The sequence below is a fragment of the Sulfolobus acidocaldarius DSM 639 genome, from assembly GCF_000012285.1.
GTDB classification, from domain to species: Archaea; Thermoproteota; Thermoprotei_A; order Sulfolobales; family Sulfolobaceae; genus Sulfolobus; species Sulfolobus acidocaldarius.
The window spans coordinates 1,549,056-1,571,785 of record NC_007181.1; the positions used below are offsets into that span (position 1 = coordinate 1,549,056).

Annotated in this window: 23 protein-coding genes; 16 read left to right on the forward strand and 7 right to left on the reverse strand. The window is 36.0% G+C overall.

From position 1 onward, the window contains the following. The first annotated feature begins 192 nt into the window (after positions 1 to 192). From SACI_RS08530 to SACI_RS08550, 5 genes are all read left to right on the forward strand, one after another. On the forward strand, positions 193 to 1,743 hold the full coding sequence (locus SACI_RS08530) for an ABC transporter permease subunit (protein ID WP_011278592.1): 1,551 nt from the start codon (positions 193 to 195) through the stop codon (positions 1,741 to 1,743). A gap of 251 nt (positions 1,744 to 1,994) precedes the next feature. Next, positions 1,995 to 3,596: a B12-binding domain-containing radical SAM protein gene (locus tag SACI_RS08535; RefSeq protein WP_011278593.1), complete on the forward strand. Its 1,602-nt coding sequence runs from the start codon at positions 1,995 to 1,997 to the stop codon at positions 3,594 to 3,596. 64 nt (positions 3,597 to 3,660) lie between these two features. Next, positions 3,661 to 3,948 (forward strand): hypothetical protein, encoded by a 288-nt coding sequence (locus tag SACI_RS08540; RefSeq protein WP_011278594.1) that lies wholly within the window; start codon positions 3,661 to 3,663, stop codon positions 3,946 to 3,948. 59 nt (positions 3,949 to 4,007) lie between these two features. Then, complete coding sequence (locus SACI_RS08545; RefSeq protein WP_011278595.1) at positions 4,008 to 4,307, forward strand: winged helix-turn-helix domain-containing protein; 300 nt, start codon at positions 4,008 to 4,010, stop codon at positions 4,305 to 4,307. 201 nt (positions 4,308 to 4,508) lie between these two features. Beyond that, on the forward strand, positions 4,509 to 6,827 hold the full coding sequence (locus tag SACI_RS08550) for a hypothetical protein (protein ID WP_011278596.1): 2,319 nt from the start codon (positions 4,509 to 4,511) through the stop codon (positions 6,825 to 6,827). A gap of 41 nt (positions 6,828 to 6,868) precedes the next feature. On the opposite strand, the gene SACI_RS08555 is transcribed toward SACI_RS08550, so the two are convergent. The 3 genes from SACI_RS08555 to SACI_RS08565 all read right to left on the reverse strand — a co-directional run bounded on the left by SACI_RS08555 (position 6,869) and on the right by SACI_RS08565 (position 9,045). Beyond that, positions 6,869 to 8,104, reverse strand: coding sequence for an MFS transporter (locus tag SACI_RS08555; RefSeq protein WP_011278597.1), 1,236 nt, complete (start codon positions 8,102 to 8,104; stop codon positions 6,869 to 6,871). 276 nt (positions 8,105 to 8,380) lie between these two features. Next, entirely contained in the window at positions 8,381 to 8,791 is a 411-nt protein-coding gene (locus SACI_RS08560) for a type II toxin-antitoxin system VapC family toxin (RefSeq protein ID WP_011278598.1), read from the reverse strand. Next, a complete protein-coding gene (locus SACI_RS08565) occupies positions 8,779 to 9,045 on the reverse strand; it encodes a hypothetical protein (RefSeq protein ID WP_011278599.1) in 267 nt (88 codons plus the stop codon). The genes SACI_RS08560 and SACI_RS08565 overlap by 13 nt, the downstream gene beginning before the upstream one ends. 419 nt (positions 9,046 to 9,464) lie before the next feature. On the opposite strand from SACI_RS08565, the gene SACI_RS08570 reads away from it, so the two are divergent. Then, on the forward strand, positions 9,465 to 10,379 hold the full coding sequence (locus SACI_RS08570; protein ID WP_011278600.1) for an SDR family oxidoreductase: 915 nt from the start codon (positions 9,465 to 9,467) through the stop codon (positions 10,377 to 10,379). A 239-nt stretch (positions 10,380 to 10,618) separates the two neighbouring features. On the opposite strand, the gene SACI_RS08575 is transcribed toward SACI_RS08570, so the two are convergent. Next, a complete protein-coding gene (locus SACI_RS08575) occupies positions 10,619 to 10,888 on the reverse strand; it encodes a winged helix-turn-helix domain-containing protein (protein WP_011278601.1) in 270 nt (89 codons plus the stop codon). Between the two features lie 554 nt (positions 10,889 to 11,442). Between SACI_RS08575 and SACI_RS08580 the strand changes: the two genes are divergently transcribed. The 9 genes from SACI_RS08580 (at position 11,443) to SACI_RS08620 (ending at position 18,685) form a co-directional block, all read left to right on the forward strand. Then, complete coding sequence (locus SACI_RS08580) at positions 11,443 to 12,156, forward strand: hypothetical protein (RefSeq protein WP_011278602.1); 714 nt, start codon at positions 11,443 to 11,445, stop codon at positions 12,154 to 12,156. A 46-nt stretch (positions 12,157 to 12,202) separates the two neighbouring features. After that, a complete protein-coding gene (locus tag SACI_RS08585; RefSeq protein ID WP_011278603.1) occupies positions 12,203 to 13,309 on the forward strand; it encodes a S24/S26 family peptidase in 1,107 nt (368 codons plus the stop codon). After that, on the forward strand, positions 13,306 to 13,716 hold the full coding sequence (locus SACI_RS08590; RefSeq protein WP_015385674.1) for a hypothetical protein: 411 nt from the start codon (positions 13,306 to 13,308) through the stop codon (positions 13,714 to 13,716). Before SACI_RS08585 ends, SACI_RS08590 begins: the two co-directional genes overlap by 4 nt. A 26-nt stretch (positions 13,717 to 13,742) precedes the next feature. Then, on the forward strand, positions 13,743 to 14,624 hold the full coding sequence (locus SACI_RS08595; RefSeq protein ID WP_011278604.1) for a hypothetical protein: 882 nt from the start codon (positions 13,743 to 13,745) through the stop codon (positions 14,622 to 14,624). 205 nt (positions 14,625 to 14,829) lie between these two features. Beyond that, positions 14,830 to 15,150: a winged helix-turn-helix domain-containing protein gene (locus tag SACI_RS08600; RefSeq protein WP_015385675.1), complete on the forward strand. Its 321-nt coding sequence runs from the start codon at positions 14,830 to 14,832 to the stop codon at positions 15,148 to 15,150. 89 nt (positions 15,151 to 15,239) lie between these two features. Then, entirely contained in the window at positions 15,240 to 15,722 is a 483-nt protein-coding gene (locus SACI_RS08605) for a hypothetical protein (protein ID WP_230949644.1), read from the forward strand. Positions 15,723 to 15,842: 120 nt separating this feature from the next. Continuing rightward, the gene (locus SACI_RS08610) at positions 15,843 to 16,724 is read left to right on the forward strand and encodes a hypothetical protein (RefSeq protein WP_011278606.1); all 882 of its coding nucleotides are present in this window, start codon (positions 15,843 to 15,845) and stop codon (positions 16,722 to 16,724) included. Positions 16,725 to 16,961: 237 nt separating this feature from the next. Then, a complete protein-coding gene (locus SACI_RS08615; RefSeq protein WP_015385676.1) occupies positions 16,962 to 17,891 on the forward strand; it encodes an ABC transporter ATP-binding protein in 930 nt (309 codons plus the stop codon). Beyond that, a complete protein-coding gene (locus SACI_RS08620) occupies positions 17,882 to 18,685 on the forward strand; it encodes an ABC transporter permease (RefSeq protein WP_015385677.1) in 804 nt (267 codons plus the stop codon). The genes SACI_RS08615 and SACI_RS08620 overlap by 10 nt, the downstream gene beginning before the upstream one ends. A gap of 82 nt (positions 18,686 to 18,767) precedes the next feature. On the opposite strand, the gene SACI_RS08625 is transcribed toward SACI_RS08620, so the two are convergent. Together SACI_RS08625 and SACI_RS08630 are read right to left on the reverse strand one after the other, a co-directional pair. After that, positions 18,768 to 19,160 carry a hypothetical protein gene (locus SACI_RS08625; RefSeq protein WP_011278609.1) on the reverse strand — a complete coding sequence of 131 codons (393 nt, stop codon included), beginning with the start codon at positions 19,158 to 19,160 and terminating at the stop codon, positions 18,768 to 18,770. 69 nt (positions 19,161 to 19,229) lie between these two features. Beyond that, complete coding sequence (locus tag SACI_RS08630; RefSeq protein WP_011278610.1) at positions 19,230 to 21,155, reverse strand: 4Fe-4S binding protein; 1,926 nt, start codon at positions 21,153 to 21,155, stop codon at positions 19,230 to 19,232. A 204-nt stretch (positions 21,156 to 21,359) separates the two neighbouring features. Here SACI_RS08630 and SACI_RS08635 point away from each other — a divergent pair, with 204 nt between their 5' ends. After that, entirely contained in the window at positions 21,360 to 22,070 is a 711-nt protein-coding gene (locus SACI_RS08635) for a TIGR00266 family protein (protein ID WP_011278611.1), read from the forward strand. A gap of 307 nt (positions 22,071 to 22,377) precedes the next feature. On the opposite strand, the gene SACI_RS08640 is transcribed toward SACI_RS08635, so the two are convergent. After that, the gene (locus SACI_RS08640) at positions 22,378 to 22,716 is read right to left on the reverse strand and encodes a DUF2173 family protein (RefSeq protein WP_011278612.1); all 339 of its coding nucleotides are present in this window, start codon (positions 22,714 to 22,716) and stop codon (positions 22,378 to 22,380) included. Positions 22,717 to 22,730: the final 14 nt, after the last annotated feature.

The following is a 22,730-nucleotide window of genomic DNA, read 5'->3' on the forward strand; positions in this document are numbered from 1 at the left end:
GGGCTATAAATTAATCAAATGAATAATCGTTGGTTCACTTTTTCACGCGAATATTAATAAACTAAGTCAGAGTTCATGTACAGTAAAATACAGGGAGAGCTATTTTCGACCTTGTAGTTTACTTGATCATCTAAATTATTTCCGAAGCAAAATATAAATAATGCGTTTCGAATCTCTACTTGGGTTTAATGGATGAATCCAATCTGGTATGATTTTAAGAGGACTTTTATTAGACTCTCAGTAGTTATCCTCCTTATCGTATCTGTTCTAATAGCTGTAGGACTGGGTTACTTGGTAAAATCATCCTTATCCTCTACAAATAACTTAGGGAATATCAATGTTGTTGCGACTACCTCAGGAGATAAAATAATTGGCTATGTATTTGATAATTCTGGTAAACCAATATCTGGAGCAAGTGTTGTCGTCTTCTCAGAAGCTGAGGTAGCTCAAGCTAACAACGGTCTCGGATTTAGACCAGTTAATGAAACTTCCCAAACTACCACCAATTCCTCAGGTATGTTTATTACCTCAGTAGTTCCTAATGGGACAATAACATGTAATGTAACTTATGGAGGTAAAACTGTAACCTTGATATCATTTTTAATATCCTCAGTAACTACTACAGACTATGCGCTGTCCAGTGGTACAGTGACCTATTCTAGTTATTCTAGCTATTCTGGTGAGACCAGAAGTCGAGGCGGTCTAGTAGTTGGAACCAGCGAGACAATGTATTCGACTCCTTCATCAATAGTGGCTAGTTATGCTGTTACAGGAAATAAGGAGTTGATTGTAGCATCTAATGTCTATGGTTCAAACTTAAAATTATACGTAGGATTTATGAACTCCATGCCATCAAATGTGACGCTTAATATTTCCTCATTGCCTAATTATGTTAAACTGACGTATGTGGGTACGGTGAATAGCTACATTAATACTTATGATATAGGGAACCTAAATGCAAATGGCAGTTACATAGTTGTAGAGATACTGAATAGTAGTAGTACTAATACAGGTAACACTGGGTCTTCCTCTGGTTCTTTTGGTTTCTCTAGATTCTATCCTTACGGTTATGTTACTGACTATGTTATTACGACTACATACGCACAACTTTTGCCGTTTTCCTTCATATTTCCTATAATGATGTTATACCTGTCATATGCCATATTCGCAAAACCCAGAGATTCAGGTGCATTAAAGTTCCTTTTAGCCAGACCTGTTACTAGACGTGATGTATTCATTAACAGGTATATTTCTGGGGTTTTAACCGCACTAATTATTGCTATAGTGTTCTCGTTGGTATCATTAGTTACTATTGAACTCATTATTGGAGCTAGAATTCCTTTAATTCCAATACTCCCTATCTCCCTGTCACTATTTGTGGGTCTTGTAGCTTTCTTCTCTTTGACGTACCTATTTCCAACATTTATTAAATCTTCCGGAGGTTATTTAGGCATATCGATATTCCTATTTTTGTTATTTACGATAGGGTATTCTATAATTGGTGCAATTTTGGGATTATACACTAACCTAGGTATAGTTAAAGCCCAGTATGTGTTAGGCTACTTTAATCCACTAGGCATATTCCAATTTGGGGAGTATTATGTAGACAAACTTATAGGTGCAGGCTTAGTTTCAGACGCCTCAGGTGTAGTTATACTGCCCCTAGTAGTCCTCTCTAGCGTATTGTGGATAGCTGTACCTTTAATTTTAGGATACATGAGGTTTAGAAAGGTGGAAATATAATACAGATTTTTCCCTTTTGTCGTATGATCTAACTTTCTCATTAAGTTTATTCTGAATCTCGTTCCGGAGTACTTGTTTTTTAACAGCGTATATAGGGGATGGGTTTTCAATTAATTCAATATGTTACATTCTCTATATATAAAAACTATTTCATTATGACTCTGTATCTATATAGTGATTCGTTTATAAACTCTTATAATATTACTTTTCATAAACTAAGTATTAATATTAAGAGATTAAAACGCAAATTTATGAAAGCCCTATTGGTGAGACCAACAAATCCTACGGGCAGTGGTTATAATAAGTCATTTGGTTTTATGCCGACACCACTAGGTCTACTTCAATTGGCGGGTGACCTTAGAGCTGTAGGAAATTGGGACATAAAGGTTGTAGATATGGAAGCAGACTCCCTCTCAGTTAGTGACGTAATAAGCTTAGCTAAGTCTTATGATCCTGAAATAGTAGGAATCACATTACATGCCACAGCGTCACATAATATCTCAACCCAGTTGGCAAAAGGGATAAAGCAGGAACTCAATGACTCATTGATAATTGCCGGCGGTCATCATGCAACATTTGTACCTTCTCAGATGTTGGCAGAGGGGTTCGACATAGTTGTTCTAGGGGAAGGAGATTTAACTATGATGGAGATAGGGAAAAATATACAGGAAGGATACAGAGATCTTTCTAAAGTTAATGGTATTATGCACAAAAAGGACGGAAAGACTGTAAGAAATCCTCCAGCACCTTTGATAGACGATTTAGACAAGCTTCCCTTACCTGCATTCGACTTAGTGAGAAAAGAACTCTATAGGATAGACATATTCAATGAGGATCAATATGTGGCATGTATGGAGACAGCTAGAGGGTGCCCTTATGCATGTGATTTCTGTTCCGTTACGCCCACTTGGGGCAATAAGTGGAGGAATAAGTCTAACTCTAGAATATTAAAGGAGATTGAGGAGATAAAGAAACTTGGTTATAACTGGATCTTCTTTGTTGATGATATCTTTATAGTATGGCCCAACAGGTCTCAGAGGGAGAAGCTATTCAGAGAGATGATAGACAGAAAATTAACTATAAATTTTATAACACAGATTAGGGCTGATGTTACTGCTAGGAATCCTCAGTTAATAAAGCTAGCATCAGATGCAGGTTTAAGAGTAGCTTTTTTAGGTATAGAAAGTGGTAGCCAAGAGACGCTAAAGAAGATGCACAAGGGACTTGCAATACCCGACTCTGTGAAGGCTGTAAAAGTGCTCCATGAGAACGGCGTAATAGTGTTTCTAGGTATGATGTTAGGTGCACCGTACGAATCATTAAAGGACATGATAGCTACCATAAAATTCTCGAGGAAACTAGCTGATGTTGGTGCCGATGGCGTCCAATTCTCGATATATACTCCTTTACCAGGGACTAGAATATTTGTAAATTCACTGGAACATAATTCAATATTTACTCTAAACTGGGACTTTTATGATCTATTAACACCTGTTGCGCGTACCAAAGTCAACCCTGCAATTATCAAGTTGTTATCGGTTTATGCTAACCATACATTTTATCTTTACAAGTATTTCAAGAGTAAACTGAGAATTTCTAAACTAAAGATCCCTGACAGGAAACTAGAACTACTTAGAAGGGCTGAGAAATACATATGGAGGAAATTACCATTCTACTTAAGGGGCACATTTATTGATCTACCTAAATCCATGATCGGAGTTCTGCGGTTATCCATGAGGAAGACAAATCAAGTATCAAAAGACATTCTAGACCTGATGATCTCAGAATCGAGTAAAATAATATATCTTGAGCAAGGTGATAAGAACAGGTACTTCAAGATAAAGACAGAATAATGGTTTCATCATATCCATGATTTGGGTAAATCTTTTTAACACCCATGGTATAAAGCCTTCCTATATGTTTGAATTATGGTATATTCACATTTCTCTTGCTATAGTATCAGCAATATTCTCTATATTAATTTTCCTTGAATTTAAGTCTCTGAGAAAGGAGTTTCATGGAAAGCTCTCTGGGGTTCTACTATTGATATCTGTACTACTACTCTTTGAGAGTGTAGTGAACGCTGTAGCATTTAGTATGTGGAGCTATGGTCATGACCCAGTATATGTATATCCTTCCATGGCAATAGCAATAGTTTCAACGTCAGTGATCATACTCTTTTACTATTACGTGGCTAAAGTATAAAACTCTTTCAATTTGTATTGAGAAATTATATTAGTTTGGAAACATTGTAGTAAATACGAATGAATAATAAGGAGAGAAAGCAGATAAAGAAAATATTGAAATTCCTATTCTTCTCATCAAGGGGAGGTAAAACTAGACTAGAAATAGTAAAACTCCTAGAGTTTAATTCGTTGAACGCAAATCAGATAGCTGAAAAGTTGAACCTAAACTACAAAACAGTAATTCATCATTTAGAGGTGTTAATGGAAAATAGAATAGTAGTAAAAGAAGGAGACGGATATGGGGCAAAGTTTAGGTTAAGTAGAGAGTTCGTAATTTTTAAAGAAGTTCTCGTGGAACTCGAAAGAGAAACTAAGTGAAATCAACTGCAAAACAACTATTCCTGTCGTTATTTAAAGTTATAACAACCTTATATTCCTTCCCTTTGACTTTTATGTTTTGAAGGCTCATCTATGCTTTAATCCGGCTTTTTCTTTTTCTCTTCTCGCATAATAAACTAATGTAACTAAATTTGGGTAAATCTTTATAAACAGATTAGACCTTACACGTATCGAAGGGAAATGCCCGACACAAAAACAATAGGTTTCGTAATAGTTGCTATTATATTATTAGTTATAGCAGCAGTAGGTTTTTATGAGTACAGTGTTGTAAGTTCAAACTACACATCTCTACAAAATTCCTATACATCACTAAGTTCTACCTTATCTCAAGCTCAAGCTAACGCCAGTTACTTTATGAAGTTAGCGGAAGAAAACTATACCAACTATCAAAAGTTACTGTCAAACTATACCACCTTGGAAAACATGTATTCTGCTTTGTTGAAACAAAAAGTGTCGGCACAATATGCTGAGGGTAGCGCACTTGCCAACGTCTTTAAAGTGTGGGACGGTATAGCGATAGAATCTCCAGGAGACGTAACTCCTTATCTAGCCTCAAACTTCACTGCGACAATCTCTGGTGTACCATTCCCTGGTACATATAATTTACAGACGTTCAACTCCTCATGGCTCTCTAAATTCTTCTCTGACTACGAGACAGTGTATTTCTACACTACCGAACTACCCAAAGTAACTCAAATGAGTAATACATCATACCAAATATCTGCAGTAGTTCAATACTTTGTAGCTCCCACACAGGATCCCATATACCTTCAAGTTTTTAATGCATCAGTAACCTTAATGGTCCAAGTAATAAATGGAGTGCCTGAGATAACTTCAATGAATTGGGTGGGTAATGAGGTCTCCCCATCGGCTGTAATCTCTGGGTATCCATCACAGCATTTAATGCAGGCAAATCAAGTTGCCTATGAGGTTCTGTCGGAAGTTAATGGACTAGGTGCAGAGTTTGCCCCTAATGTAATTGCTCAGTACTTCAGTCCCAATGCTGTACTAAACATTTCTGGAGTACTTCCTCAAGGTTTATCAAACGGGACTTACAACGGTTTAACAAATATACAGAATTTCTTCAATAATTGGGATAAATATTTCATATTTGCTGTAGAGTATTCACAAAACCTATTACCAAATGGTACTGCTGTACCTCCATCAATCAAAGTAACATTACTTCCAAACGAGTCCATGGCAGTAGTTACGGCTAATGTGACACCAATAATTGGTTTTGTAAACCAAGGTGAGCCAACATTTCCTGGTATATACGACTTACATATATCGTTAACAGCCTACTTGATGTATAACTCAACTGCTGGAATGTGGCAAATTGTTAAAGAGAACTGGAATGTAGATTCAATTCCATCGATAGAAGACACGTTGTTCTACAACATAAATCAGCCCATATTTAAGGTGATAAAGGAAAGTACAATCACTGTAAACGCATCTACAGGTGGAATAGTCCAGGCAGGTAATATCGTCTCAATAGTACAACCAGGTACCTATGCTGAGTTGCCTAATGGTTCATTATTATCAGTTTATAATTTCTCGTTGGTACTATTCAGTGTTCAGGGAGTTTATCCACCTCCATTAGCATTCTTTAACTATACACCCTCATACGCTTTCGCATTTGCTTTAAACGGCAAGATATCTCCAGCTTATTCCTTCGTGAATTCATCAAAGGTGTCTAAACCAATAATAACAATTGTATATGGATCAAATACTTGGACAAGCTGGACTTGGCTTGGAGGAAGCTTCAATGGTACAGCTTACGTAGGTGGAAGCTATAAGTTCCCAGACAAGTGGATTTACGGAAATAATGTAATGGTAAACACCCAGTTCTTTAAACCTGTACTCTGGATATTCGAAACAGGTCAAACACCCTTAGCTACTCCACCAAGTCCCTCTAATGTTTCAGTTACTAAAGCCTTTGGTTTAACACCCATAAACGCATATTCATATCAGGTTAACGGAATGGAAGGAGGAGTTATAACAGCAGGGAATATAATGGTAGTCATAAAACCTGGCACTATAATTCACACTCCCACAGCAAACTTAACTAATTACAACTTCTCAGTAGTGTTCTACTCAACAAATGGTTTACCAAACTCTCCATCTGGAGAAGTACCATTTATAGCTTTTGCATACGCCATAAACGGTAATGTTACATTTAGCTATAGTGCCTCACAGAGTTTCATTACAATAGTATCAACACCTGATAATAACGGACAAATGTGGACATGGGGTCCACCAGGATATATTCTTAAAGACCCTATAATACTTGGTAACGGTGTAATGGTGAATTTAACGTTCTTTAAGCCGGTACCATGGATAATTACACTCCCCACATTAACCAGTAGTGCAAGTACAACCAGCTCCTCGACGAGCTCTATGTCAACTTCCAGTAGTACTACAGCTTCAAGCACGACATCAACCACTTCAAGTACTACAACAACGACCTCCACATCCTCTACTTATCCATATTGGGGATAATTTTGGTGAAATGGTAAAAAGTCAAGTAATTTTTTCTTTAACTATTCTACGTTCAATCTATCAATTCTCTTCTTCTCTCTAGCCTCCGGTACATTCCAAAAGAACTTGTAGTATAACCAGAGGTTAAATGAGTTAGTAAAGAATGCTAGAGTAAAAGGAAATATGACAGAAAGACTTAGCAGAAACCCTGACAGTAAGGTTGATGAAGCTAATGATAGTAACCTTGCGGTTTGATTTGTTCCACTGGTTGTAGCTCTCCTATTGCTCGAAACTAGACTCATCATTAATGCCTGTTGTGCAGGTAACGAAATAGCTCTAAAAGACGTGAATATAGTGTAATCTAATGCAGCTAATAAATCATATCTAAGAAAAGGAAAAACTAAAGTTAAAATCGTTGATACGAGTCTTGTGTAGATTATTAGCCTAACAAAACCTAATCTTTCATTTAGTTTTGGCGTAAGTAAAATTAAAGATGCTGAGACTATCCCACTAAGGGATACAATGTAGCCAATTTCAGCCTGAGGAAGATTATAGAACTTCTCAAATACTATAGGTATAAATGGGACTATTAATCCTTGGGATAGTCCGTTAAAAAGTCCTGTATATGTAAACTTCTTTATGATATCTCTATTTCTATTATTATCGCCATTTCTACTATTTTTACTATTTGTATTTATCTCGACAGGCTTTTCCTTCAAGTCACTTGATTTTTTCTCGGAAACGGGTATCACAAATATAAAGGATAATGCGGATAGTAGGATTCCCAGAAGAAACAGTATCCTGTAATCATTAATACCTGCTAATACTGCTCCTGCGGCACCACTATATGTGGAGATGGTTGTAAATAAGGAATATATCTTGGTGAGCTCTTCTTTCTTAGTTTTTTCCGCTAATATAGCAGTTTGAATTGGTGCGACTATTGCCCCTATACCTCCCCCTATTAAACCACCTGCTATTCCAAACCCTCCCAGTGCTGCAGATAATGCTAAAAGCGGAAAGTACCTCGTGAAAAGAAGTATTACCAGACTTATTGGTAAGAAGGATGTACTAAGTAGTAGGAACGGTTTCCTTCCGTATTTGTCAGCGTTTACGGAGAAAAGGAGGGAGAATAGAGGATTGATAAATGCTCCTATTGCGAACAGGATACCTACTTGGATAATGTTTAGCCCTATGTATAGGTAATATATACCTATTATGACCGACATGAAACCAGCTGCAAGACTTCTCGAAACTCTGGAACCCATAAGTAGATAAATGTCGATCCTATCCTTATCCATAGTTTATAGACGTATGAAGAATAAATATAAAACTTTCGAGACCAAACTATGTTAATAAATGGATTAGTTCTCAAGCCCAAAATAATATTAATAAAATGAAATATTCATTCTCGCTATCATGGGACGTTACCTACTCTAAGACTTTTATTACCTGGTCATGTTGCCAGTTTAAAGTCCTCCTTTCTTTATTCTCACTCAAAACAGTTTTTGTCTTACATGACTAACAATGAGGGCATAAGTATGTATCTTTTTATGTGATGTGCTGTTCTGCATATGTCAGATTTTGAAATCTTTTATGTGTTTAGCCCATTGCAAACTTCTAACCTTCCTCAACAGCTTCTCATCCGCAGTATAAACCTCTTCACCAAGAGTTTTTCCTAGGGTTATATAGGCAGAGTCATAAATTGTTATACCGTACTTCATGGAGAAGGTTATAATTTCCTCTGTATCGAAAAAGCTGTAATAGGTTATTTGAAAATCATCTAAAATCTTTGAAATTATGACCAGTTCTTCTTCTCCTAAATTATACGTATATTTCAGCCCGTTAATTACTTCAAAGGGTAAAATACAAGGCGCTTTAAGGTCTACTAGACCTTCAGAGTATGCTCTCTTAAGCCTGTTTGCGTCATCGCTATACTCCTCTTTAGTATACCATTTTATGACAACGGAAGCGTCTACAACTGCCAATTCTTATCTCTCCATTCCCTTATTTTTTCTTCAGACTTCTCGCCACCTAAATATGCGTAAAATTCCTCTGCTTTAACAGAAGCCCTTTTTATTCTATCATTGTCTTTTTTCTTAAAATTCTCTTTTCTTTTTTTGTTCTCCTCCTCAATTACACTGATTATACTTCTCCTTATAACTTCACTCCAATTTATATAGCTCAATTGGTCCATTTTCTCTTTTAGTTCATCGTCAATTCTGACTGTTATTACAGGCATCATTTTCTTATTATAGCCGTATATAAAAAACTTTACGTCACGTAAATACTTGTCCTCGTATAGTGCAATTTAATGTTCGTCCTCATGAGAATTTCACTTACTTTCCAAATTTACAGCTTATATATTTAGAAAAACGGTCTTGTCGAAGAGATTCTAGGTAAGGATAGGAAAAAGTTAAACTGGAGATTTTGAAGTAGCTCCCTGATCTGACTTCCTATCCGTTATAAATGGTGAGGCTTTCCTCACTTTGTAAATATATTCCGTTTAAATCTCCATTGGGCAGACGTTTAAGGTTTGATTATAAAATGAACCGGGGGTTGGAAACTTATTTCCTATAGACTGCTGAGAACTTCAGTGATCACACAGTTTTTAATACTTTACGAGATTATATTGAAGGTACCTTACATAGGGGGAGAAATATGGGAAAAGTTGCCATTGTAACTGGTGGAGCAAAAGGTATAGGAGCGTCTATAAGTTATACATTAGGCAAGAGAGGTTATTCCGTAGTCATAGCTGATGTTGATGAGGAAGCTGGTCTTTACAGGCTTGAGCAATTTCACAAGGAGAATATAGATTCACTCTTTGTTAGGACTGACGTATCATCGGAAACTGATGTGAAAAATCTGATGGATGAGGTTTACAAAAGATACGGTAGGATAGATGTGTTAATTAACAATGCAGGGATCGGGTTCAGCGGAAGAAGTATAGAGGAGCAGACACTTGAGGAATGGAGAAAAATAATTGACACTAACCTAACAGGCACTTGGTTATGTTCGAAGTATGTTATAAATTACATGAAGAGGAACAAAGAAAGGGGAGGGGTAATTATAAATATAGCGTCAACCAGAGCGTTACAATCTGAACCAAATACCGAGCCTTACTCCGCATCTAAGGGCGGAATTGTAGCCTTAACTCACTCTCTAGCGGTAAGTCTAAGTAAGTATAATATAAGGGTTATAGCCGTCAGTCCTGGATGGATAGACACTAGTAGGTGGCAATATCCTCCAAAGGAAAGCAGGTTAACTAACCTAGACCACAAACAACATCTCACTAGAAGAGTTGGGATACCTGAGGACATATCTTCTATAGTCTTATTTTTAGTTTCGGATGAGGCTTCATGGATATCTGGTGTAAATTTTGTAATAGATGGCGGAATGACTGTCAGAATGATTTACTTGGACGAGAACGTGATTAGGGATTCATTATCGATTTTACTTGATGATGAAGAGTTATCAGGTTTATTAATCAAGCTTGTGGAGAAGGCTAAATCAGATAAGGACTCTGTAAAGAGATTGTTAAACAGTCTTGTACGAGATAGGGGTGACATTTACTAATAATATCCGAGTACTAGAATAGCACTTAAAGATTTTTATCACTACATTGTTCATCTAACTTATTGAACGATATGAGCCCAAATCAACTATAACACTGACAAGATTGGGTACTAATATCTTCAAATCTAAAACAAAATACATTGGTACGACTTATCGGCTTTCCTGGCTATTGTTTATGTGTCTGCTCCTTACGAATCTCCATTAAGCCCTTAAATTCTCTTTGGCGCTTTAATAATCACTTATCCCTTAAGTTTACGTTCTATTGTTAAATAGTTCTCTATCATCTCAAGCTCTCTTTTACCACTATCTGTAAGTGAGTATCCTTCCTTGTTTACCCTAACTAAACCCAGTTTCTCGATACGGGATATGTATTTGGAGAACACATCATAGTTTAATCCCACTAAATACATCAAATGAGTCTTCTTCACTTCAGTTTCACTTTCCCTGAGTACTTTAAGTATTGTATACATTATCTCGATTTTGCTCCTATGCTTGGGCATTTCACTCATCGGTGGTATTATGATTTTGATAAATTAAGTTTTTCGTGTAACTTTTATAAATAACACTTATAATTGAGGCAAATACTCTACTCTTAAAACTGAAATGAACCTTTTCTCAAGAGGATAAATTCTCTAAATTCATAAATAATTTTTCCCATCTTTCAATGTCTAATAGGAATTTCTAAATATTTCATCTGAGACTACCTAACATCATAATCTGATTTTATATACCTCTCTGGAATCAGACTCTCTCGTCTTAGTAAGTTAAAATATTGTTATAAAATATGGAGCTAGTCACTCTCATTCCTAAAAATACCTAAAAAGGTTTAGCTTAACAGAGGTTGATTAATCATTTGTACCTAATGTTCACACAGTTACTCTTTCACAACAATACTAAGGGTAATGTCATAATATCTATTATCCTATATATTTCTGCTTGTACAAAGGTATATTTTAGTTTAGATATAGTAATATATTTAGTATCAGCTAAAAATATATGATATTTCAATTTTTTATCCTTGTCTATTTAAATATGTAAAAAACAATAATAGGTTTGAACACAAATGAATCTAAACATTAAAACCGTAGCAATGATATCCGTAGCAGCTCTACTATTATCAATGCTAGTATACCAAGCTTTTGTAGCAGGATTCGTAGTGAGCAATTCCGTGACAGGTAGTGTAGTTAGGATAAACTCAGAGAACGCTCTTCTTCAGATAGATCCATTAGAATTTTCCTTAATCTCTAACAATGGTGGATTATCAATACAATTACCAGCCATAGGTCCAGGTACAGCTGACTATGCAGCTTTCCTTTATGACTCACATTCCAATGTTGTAGCTAGCTATTCAGCAGCATATCTATTTGCAATAGTTGAGGTAGAGTTTAACTACCCAGGTAATAATAATCAAGTGATCAATGTAGCAGCGTCCTTAGAACATGTGACTAATAACACTCCTATCCAGATCCTAGTACTAGGAACCCATGGTTCTACAATGGACCCCATAACCTCATTCCCTAACAATTCAATATCTGTTGATCCTACGAACACTCCAGGAACAGTCATGATAAATGGTCTTCAATTTACAGTTTTAGGAAGTTATGGTTTACCATCTTCAGTGTCTTCTGCTATAGGTAGTACAACTGCAACAATAGGCTCTGGTAGTAGTAATGGAGAAGTAGTATACGTGTTAATATTATTACCATCCTACGGAACTGTACCAGCCTCAGGCTCTAGTTTTTCAGCTGCACTAAACTTCTACGGATATCAGAGTTAAACAGGTGAATAAGAGGGATGTAAATATAAATTAAAGGGGTTTTTTAATGTCTCCAAATATAATTTTTTCGTTTTATTCATTAAAAGTATTAAAGATCATAGGAAAGGTATTCGCTTTAATTGTTCTTATCTTCTCGATATTTCTCACCTTTACCAATTTAATGGGTAGACCGACTTTCGTAGCAATTACTTACGGTTACAGCATGTTTCCTTACCTAAAACCTGGAGACGTTGCCATAACAATTCCCGAACCAGTAGCAGGAAAAATAACCAATGGCTCAATAGTCGTAATAAAAGACCCAGATTACGGTGTACTACCAGGTTATCCACCGTATATAATACACCAGGTAATTAACGTATTACCAAATGGGTCCTTCGTAACTAAGGGAATTAATGATAACTTCGTGGATCAGATCTACATGCCTCCTGTAACAGTTTCCAACATATACGCCAAACTCCTAGTCATAAATAATAATCCTGTGGTAATACCATACTTAGGGGAAATACTCAACAGCGCTAGGCTCAACTTAATTCCCTCTGTAGGGATGTTGGCGTTATTGGGAATTTCCTTTGCTGTCTTAGACAGGAGGAACAATAAAAGTAAAAAGAGGAGAAAAATAAACAACAGTGAATATGTTAACCTGAAAATTGTCGTGTTTTTCTTGTCCATCTTTGTGTTTTCCGTCTTCGTGATCATGGCTAGCGCACAGACCTCTAACACTACAGTAGTTTACTTGGTGTCCAGAACGCCAGGATATTTATACGGGGGAACACTCCAGTCCTCTTCAGTAAATCTGGGTGTACTATTGTATAATCAAACGAAGTCTTATGTATTTAATATAACAAACAGACTAGAAATCCCTGAAATAGTTACAGTAAACCTGCAGGGAGATGGAAATGAAAGTTATAATGTTACTCCATCACACTCATTTATCCTATATCCAGGTCAAGAAAAGAGCATCAACTTAACCGTAAAAAGCGTGGGAAACCAGGGATTGCATGAGTTATTGGTGGAGGCATTTGTGATACCGACGTTATTTCCCTTATCGCTAAACGTGGTTAGCCCAATATTATCTCTTTTTCTATACTCAATACTTAATACCTTTCTTGTGTTAATTGTAATATCGTTGTTAATTTCTAGGGTGAGAGTGTGATAAAAATAGTCCTGGTAACTACTGTAATATTACTCATAATCTCATTAACGTATCTGAGCTCCTTTGTCCCAGCCTTTGACATATCAAATTCCGATAACATTAACATTATATCGAATCTGGTCTATACGTCAGTCGTTAAAGTAAATAATATGAGCTTTGTGGAAGTGATGATCAATACCAGTTATTTGCAGTTAATTAATGAAATTGAAATAATAATACCAGGTAACGTATACCATCTATCTACAATTGGTAAATCATTTAGTAATGGGAGTTCGATAAATATCATAATCACTCCTCCCATATATAGTTCGAATTTGGTGGAATTTTACACAAATTCGAATCGTGTCGTAAATATTCAAGTTATAATATACTACTCACAAGGAGATGTTGGAATATTAAGTTTATAATTCTTTTAAAAATAAGTTTAGTAATAGTGTTACTAGGCTGTGCATCTGCATTAATATACTTGGGAATTCTATCTAACTCGACGGTTTATTTTCCTCAAAGAGTTGGAGTAGGTTCCTATCTAGCTAACACTAAATATCAAACAACATTTTATATAAACGATTCTATACTTTTTAACAATAAGACTGAAATTAACACTAATAGTATGTTTAGTTCGTTGACAAAAAGCCTTGTAGTTAATGGTTATTTTTACACTACAGCAAACTCTTATACAGGGAATTTCACAGTAAATGAGACTATAGTTACCCCGTTATGGTCTAAACCATTAGGGACTATATACAGAGGAAATCTCACTTCGCACTTCTTTTCATTTACTCCCAATTTCACTTACGCACAGAGCTTATTCTACCAGATAGATAAACAGTTGAGGATTCCTATAAATTACTACTCTATACGTTTAAACATAAGTGTAAATGCTGTAATTATGTACCCATCAGGTAACGTTCCATTAAACTTTAGAGATTCATTGACCATACAGAACGGTACGTATAATATCTCCGTTAATTACAATAATGATTCATTTGCATCAGGTAGTTTTTACAAGGAAATTTCAGTTGAGGAAGAAACAGGCTATAATTACTCGTATTTCTATGGCGCAGCGTTTCTGGTAATAATTGCCCTCTCAATATTATTTATCAGGATGTCGTTAAATATACAGAATGTAATAAATAAGAACTCAATTAGTGGTTCAAAACCACCTATGAATGCATCAGTGATAGAAATAAGAAAGGCTGAAGATTTCCTGAAACTTATTAAACAGTACAACGAGAAGGCTGTAAAATGCGATAATGATTACTATATTACTCATGACAACATAGTATATCTTTATCATGGAGAAAATAAAGTATAAATCAAGAGAAAAATTTTTTCTAAATTATTTTATATTCTATTTGTATTTAAATCTTTTTCAATACAACCGTCATGTAGATGAGATAGTATATAAGCTATATAATTAGTCAGTTAATAGATTGGAAAATCAAGTGCCATTAAATTAAATGTTATACAAAACTTTATTATGTTAGACGACGAGAATATAGGGATAAAGAGATGTCAGTATGCGGAGAAAGAAAAGGAGTTCAATACAAATAGTTATCAGCATATTAGAAGGGTGTAGATCTGGTGTCAAAAAGACAAAGTTGTTATATGTTACTAATTTGAGTTCTCGCCCATTTTACAAATATATGAAGGTACTAGAGGAGAGTGGTCTTATCTATTTTGAACCGAGTACCAGAGAATACATCTTAGCTCCGAAGGGGAGAAATGTGTTAGAAAAATCCAAAAGATACCTAGAGTTGTTGGAACAGTTAGATAAGATTAGACCAGATATTACTGACCTCATAGATAGAGTAAAGGAAGATAAAAGGAAGGGGAAATAAATAGAGGATGATGGACTTTTCAGCTAGGTGTAGTCCTAATTGTATCGTACATATTAGCGCTATTGGCATATTGCTTCTTTAGGCTATCAATGAAAAAATATATGGAAGAAATAGAGAAAAGAGAAAGCGAAGCAATGATAAAAAGAACTTTAGATTTTCTTATATCCTTGTCTAAACTAATGAGTAATAGCGAGGTCAACGACCTATTAGAGGAGATTTTAACTTACATAACTAGTCTAAAGGGAAGGCAGTGGAAAGAGATATACGAGACAACCATAAAAAGGCTGGATCCTATAAAAAGGGAATTAGACGACATAAGGCAAAAGGTTAACAATATTAAAGAGGTAGAAAATGCTTCAAGAAGGGCTAAATTATGTTACACAGCTCTTAATTATTCTATGATTACTTTGATCTTAACATTCACAATTTCCATTTTATTTTACACAATCTTCATGGATTACATATACTCTTTCTTATTCCTAGAAATTGTTGAAACAATTATAATATTCCTAGAGATATTATACCTTTACAAGACGTATAAAAAAATAGATATAAATATGTTTATTGAATAGAGAATCTTTCGACAGAGATGCTTCTAACTCTAATAAATATATTCAAAGGAGTACTAGAACTCAATAGCGTTAACAATAACTTTAAATATTTTTAGGGTATCCCAAATAATAGGAGTAAAAATGTTTAGCCTAAATACGTTGTTAAACCCACCAGATAATCTTTCCGTCGGAGAAATAATACTCATATCCTTAATACTAGGAATGTTACACGGTGTTACGCCAGACGAACATACATGGCCTATAACATTTAGTTACGCTATAGGTAAATACAGCACTAAGGGAGGAATGAAGGCAGGTTTCCTCTTCTCATTAGGCTTTACGATTCAGAGGGCATTTCTAACTACTATAGGATTCCTAGGGTTAGCCGCAATATACAATCAGTACAATTTGGACGGTCCAGTATATGCAGTTGTAGGTATTGTAATGGCTATTGCCGGTTCGTATATACTGAAGGGAAAATATATACACTTACCCATTGACGCTCTATTCAAGAGTAAGCAACACACAGAAGAAGCAGGTAAGGTAAAGGATATCCCAATTAAGATGACAATAGTGCACGGTCTGGTTGCAGGCTTCGGGTTCGGTGCATATGCAACTATAATTACCTTCGTATTAGCTCCCCAGTTACCTTCAGTGGTATATGCACCATTACCTGGACTGTTCTTTGGTTTAGGTACAATGGTGATGCAGATAATATTTGGTATGATATTTGGTAACATATTGCGACTGAAGAAAATGACTGAAGAACAGTTATCGTTTATTGCTAGAAAGACCGCTGGAAGAGTCCTATATTATGGAGGCTTAGTATTTCTTATAGTCGGTCTCTTAATAATTGTTTTGCCTGCTATTGATAATTTCGCTATATCTACAGGTAATCCAATACCTAACCTTGATGCAATAAATATAGGATTTTTACTTGTGATATCCGTTGTTGGAGTAATAGGAATTAGTAGCATCCTCTATGGGTTTAGAGAGGCTAAGAGGTTAGCTAAACATATATAATAAAACGTAAAAAAGTGGACAATTTAGTTTTAGAATATAAATTATCTAGCGCCAATTTTATTAGAACCTCATCTTTTTAATCTAGACTAAACCACAAAACAAGTTAATCATTTTTATCGAGATGACCAAATTTTCATGGAAAAGTTTTCAGTAATTGAAAATATGAAGATCTGACGATATTTTTGCAAAAATTTTCATGGAAAAGTTTAATTGTATAAATTGTCCATTCATTAATTAATGATAGAAGTAATGAATATATCGAAATCATTCAAGTTTAAGGGCAGAGTAATTAATGCTTTGGACAACGTGAGTTTTAAAATCGAAAACAAGAGTATTGGAGCATTGGTAGGACCTAATGGGGCTGGTAAAACTACCCTAATTAAGATACTCTCTACCCTTATAATACCTTCCAGTGGAGATGCACTGGTAAATGGATATAGTGTAGTAAAGGAGGAGAAAAAAGTTAGAGAATCTATTGGCTTGATGACGGTCAGTGAGAGGCTCTTCTATTATAGGCTGACCGCCCTAGAGAACTTGATCTTTTTCGCCAGCCTACAAAACCTATCATTATCAGACGCCAGACGAAGGGCAATGGAAATGTTAGAGTTAGTTGGTCTTTCTGAGTGGGCTAATTTACCCTATATGAAATTTAGTACAGGGATGCAGAGAAAATTGGCTCTAGCCAGAGCTTTGATAACCGACCCTCCTGTGTTATTACTTGACGAGCCAACATTAGGGCTCGACCCGTTATCAGCTAGGATGTTTAGAGACCTAGTGAGAAGGATAGGAAAAGAAAAGACAATCCTGTTAACCTCTCATTATATGAAAGATATAGAGGAACTATCTGAGAAGACAATACTCCTAAAGAAGGGTAAAGTGTTAGTAGAGGGAGATAGGGAATCTTTAAAGAGTTATATAGGAAAGGTGTGTGAGGTTGAGGTAAATGAATATCCCTCCTCTTTAGGGAAATACATTATAGAGACCGGGAGTAATTACTACATTTTAAGGGTACCGGAAAGGGAATTGGAGGAATTAAGGGACTACAGAGTGATTAAGGAGGAAGAACCTTCATTAGAGGACGTCTATGTTTATTTAATAGGCGATGTGGAGGACTCGGCTAGATTTGAGGCTGTCAAGAGAGGGGGGAGGTGGAGAGGATGGGAATAAGTGGAAAAATATACTCTTTTCTATATTTGAGGGGTTTCAAGGTTTGGGTATCTTATAGGACTCAAACGATTTTGACAGTCCTAGGGTGGGTCTTACCAGTCTTCACATATTACTTCGTTGGTACGTCCTTAGGAAACACGTTAGTCGCTGAGATTGGAGTAAAGAATTATGTAGCCTTCTTTACTATAGGATTGGCTTTCCAAGGTTATGTATCCTCCGTTATATCTACCATAAGCCAAAGACTTAGAAATGAACAGTTATACGGGACAATTGAGTATTATGTTATATCGAGAACCGGTACCTTAGGATTTTTACTTTACTCTGCGTTATGGGGATTATTATTGAACACTGTGAATGCTGTAGTTATCTTAACAATAGGATATGCCTTGGGAGCGAACTACCATATAAACATCATAAGCACAATCACCATACTATTCCTGCTAATAATTTCAACACTTGGGATCGGAATGATTGCAGGAGCAGTGACAATGATAACAAAACAAGGAAATCCAATATCATTATTCTTTAACACATTCACCAACTTGCTAGGTGGGACTGTTTTTCCTATAACAGCTCTACCGATCGTGGTCAGGTACATCAGTTACGGTATACCTCTTACATGGGCTCTAGAGGGGTTAAGAGGTAGTATGTTACAGAACACACCGATAACTAGCATGTTAAACATCGTGGAGATACTTCTAATATTTGACGTTATCGTTGTTCCATTAGGCGTACTATCCTATAATTATGCTTTTAGGAAAGCTAGGGAAAAAGGGAGTTTAAGTGAGTATTAAAGATACCTATGTAAATTTAGAGGAAGGATGAAGAATAAGATAGAGAAGAAATAAAAATAACATTTATGTTTATTCTAAGGGCTCAGGACGAATTTACTATATCGTCTAATTTCTTAAGTAATTCATTTTCCACGTGCGAATTCCACAACATTTCAGGAACGTCAACTACCAGGAAGAGCTCCGAGAGAAGTAATGTCTCTATCGCAGTGACTGCTAGATTCTGTATCCATTTACCAACTCCAACTGTTACCTTCATACCCTCTGGTACTTTCTCCATCACAAAAGTTAAAGCACGGTCTGCCGCAACAATGTCCCTGAGTATTCCTCCTTTTTGAGCCTGAATTACAACTTTATTTCCCTCAACTCTTGATTGGACTTTCCATTTATCAGATGTAAGATAATCTGAAAATTTGGTTGCTACTTTTTGGATATCAATATTTCCTTTATAGATTTTCTCCTTTTTAAATAATCCCATGTTTATCTACTTATATTTGACCGTATATATTAAAAAACTTTTCCAAATAAGAAAAAACATGTGTAAAATCTACATCTTATCTCCTTTAATCTTCTCTTTAAGCCAACTCCTCACATCATAAAACATTATATTGTCATATGGACATGCCTCAGCACAATCTCCTACCCCGATACAACGTGAGGACTTGAACTCTCCCTTTTTAATAAAGTTTCCAGGTAAGTCAGTGTTTCCCACAGGACATGCTTTACTGCAAGCTTTTGTCTCACATTTCACACACAATTCTGGATCCTTAACCTTAAGCCTAAATAGTCCTAGACCACCAAAGAATTGATTGAAAGTACCCCATGAACACCAACCTTGAGTTACACATGCATAATTACCCGAGAAGGGAATAGATATAAAGACTACATACCATAAGAAATTAAAGTAGAAGGAATAGAGAAACATAGTTGGATCGTTTCCAAAAATAGTTATGTTGAGTATACCTTTTTGATCGAAATAAGAAATTACAGCAAAGGCTAAAAGGGAAGACCAGACTGCTATGGCGATGAGCTTATACCATGGTCTCAATTTGCTTGATAAGGTTTTCCTTGCAAAGCTTGAAGTCCTATTATAAACCTTAAGAGAATTGTAAAATGTACCTTGATACATTGTAGGGGCAGTACAAGTCACTGAACATATCTGTCTAGATCCAAAGAGAAATGACAGAACAGCAGAAAGCACATAAGTTCCCACAATTCCCGAGAGCAGATAGTCTGTTGAGACAGGTCCTAAAGTGCCCAATCCCATACTCCACATATAAGGGATATAAGGGATTTTTGAGGCTAATGGGGAAAATGATGGGATGTATACAGCATAGATAGCAAAGGCTGAAACCATTAGAGCTAATCTGATTCTATTCTCTCTCAATCTTACCTCTTTAATTCTAAATATAGCTAATGTTCCCATCTCTAAACCCATCATAACAAGAAACCAAACAGAGCCAGTTACGGAACCAAATATGGAGAGAAAGTCAAATAACGCACCGGCACCAAAGTAAGAAAATGGATTTACAAAACCTAAAGGCAGAGAACTTATAAAGCCCTCTACTCCAGGAGAGAAGTAACTACTAGCAAAGTCTAATACCGCTCCCATAAACCACTCCATTACGAAAGTCATTAGAACGAATGCGAAAGTCCACCTCGAATCTCTCAAATAGTTCCCCTTGATGGAGCTTGGTCCCTGTATAGCCCTGTAAATAAACCAGGTCATTCCAAGGATCATGGATATATCGTAAAGATACCAAGAGCTTGTTACATAATAGGTAAATATACCAGCCATCATTAAAGTGAATATAAGCATTAACTCAAGTGATGTAAACGTCTCTTGAGTTTTCTTTAATCTGTCCCGATACAATGTGTCGTATATTATAATGGTGGCAACGATCATAAGTAGTGAACTAAGCCATATGGAGAAGGTCGGTAAGATTACAGGAGAGACCACCATGATGGGGAGTGTTACAAGTAAGTAATTTCTTATCTGCCGAGTTAAGCTATTAAAAGAATAGACTAATGTGAAAGTCATTTCTGCTAGCATTACTGCGTAAAACCAATAGTTCTCTGTCCCTATTAACGGATTACCTATGCTCTTGGTTAAAATTGAGTAAAAGCTCTCTCCCATGACTGCCTCAGATATGGTCATCAAAAGGGAAAAGAGTAGTACAGTGTACCACTTTCTACTCTCTATTTTGCGTCTACTAGCGCCAAGAAGTAGTATACTCACTAGACCCACAATCATGTAAGCTGTGTTAACTGTCAAGGCTAAAATTTCCGTAGTTAGAGCGGTGTTAGATAGAGCAATAGACAGAGAAATGAACATTGTGAGCATACTCCCGCTTAGGTAAAGTACCAGAAGGAATCCTATTCCGTTTATACCCTTTTTTACGAGATATATAAGGTAGACTGACACTGCAGTCATGACTGATGCGATGATCACAAATATTGGCAGGAAGTCCATAGTTGCCTAATTCACTATTAGTTTGAAAGTTTATAAATTTTAATTCTATCGAGCTAATGAAAAATATAAAATTCTAATCATTTTAAAGTAATAATAATACTGTAGTCCGTGTAATTTGAGTTTCATTATATATCGCAGGTTTTATTCATAAGTCGGATAAAAATATAGAAAAGCTTTTTATCTTGAATAGATAGATCATTCCCTATGCCACAATATCAAATACTAGGTGACGATCTGCAATATTTAAAAGTTGAACTAGCTCAAGGCGAAGGCTTCTATGCAGATGCTGGTCATATGGTAATGAAAAGCTCTACGGTCAATTTGCAGACAAAAATGAGAGGGGGTATCCTCAGTGGAATGAAGAGAGCACTGACAGGAGGTACGTTTTTTGTAACTGAGTTTTATGGACCAGGAGAAGTTATGTTATCTGGAATATTTCCGGGCAAAATAGTTCAGGTTCAGGTTCAAGGTTCAATACTTGCTGAAGCCCATACCTTCTTAGGGGCAGAGAATACAGTAGAATATGATGCAACTATGGCTAGGTTAACTACTGGCATATTAGGTGGAGAGGGGTTATTCCTTGCTAGGTTTAAAGGATATGGTAATCTTTTCCTCCACGCATATGGAGGATTATATGTGAAAGATCTAGCACCAGGGGAGACCATTCAGGTTGAGGCATCTCATCTGATGGCATTCCAAGAGGGAATGAATTATTCAGTACAACTGGTTGGAGGTCTTAGGTCAATATTCTTTGCTCATGAGGGATTATTCTTCGTCACTATCACAGGACCGGGTAGAGTGTGGTTACATACATTAACGGTACAGCAGCTAGCTCATGCCTTAAGACCATATTTACCCTCTGGTCAACAGGGAGGAATCAATATTGGTGGAGGAGGAATAAACATTAATTTATGATAACGCGAGGACTGTGTACCTGTTAAGAAGTCCTAAAGTTAGAAATTTTATGATAAAACTTCTTCTTTCTTTATATACCATTTTTAATTTTAGGTCAGATCTGGGCTCCTTAGTGACTATACGTTAAGATAGTGCAAAATATAAAATGTTACATTTGTTTAGAGACATATGTCATTTTTCCCTATCCTACACTCATTTATTGTATTAAACCTATCCATTACCATAACTATTGAATATTTTCATAAAATGGGTTAGAATTCAAATAGTCAGCTGTAAAAAATTTTTATCTTACGGTCAAATGAAATGACTACACACCAGCTACTTCTCTTAGTGTTTTGAATATTTGATTAAAGTCTGCTTCTGCGAGTTTTACAAATACTCCATAATTTCCCATTACACATACTGCGTACTCTCCAGCTGCCACAGCCCATCCTAGAAAAGGAGTCCACTTCATTCCAGATATTTTACTGAACGACTCAGCCTCTACTGTCCCCATTAACGTATTTGCAGCTACCATTTTAGCCACCATTTCCGCTAGTTCCTTAGGTAATTGTCCCTCATATTCGATTAATTTCCCATCATTAGCGTAATGACCTGCTACTAATGCACCCCTTAACTGCATTAACTTATTTAACTTCTCATTCATCTATTTTCCCAATG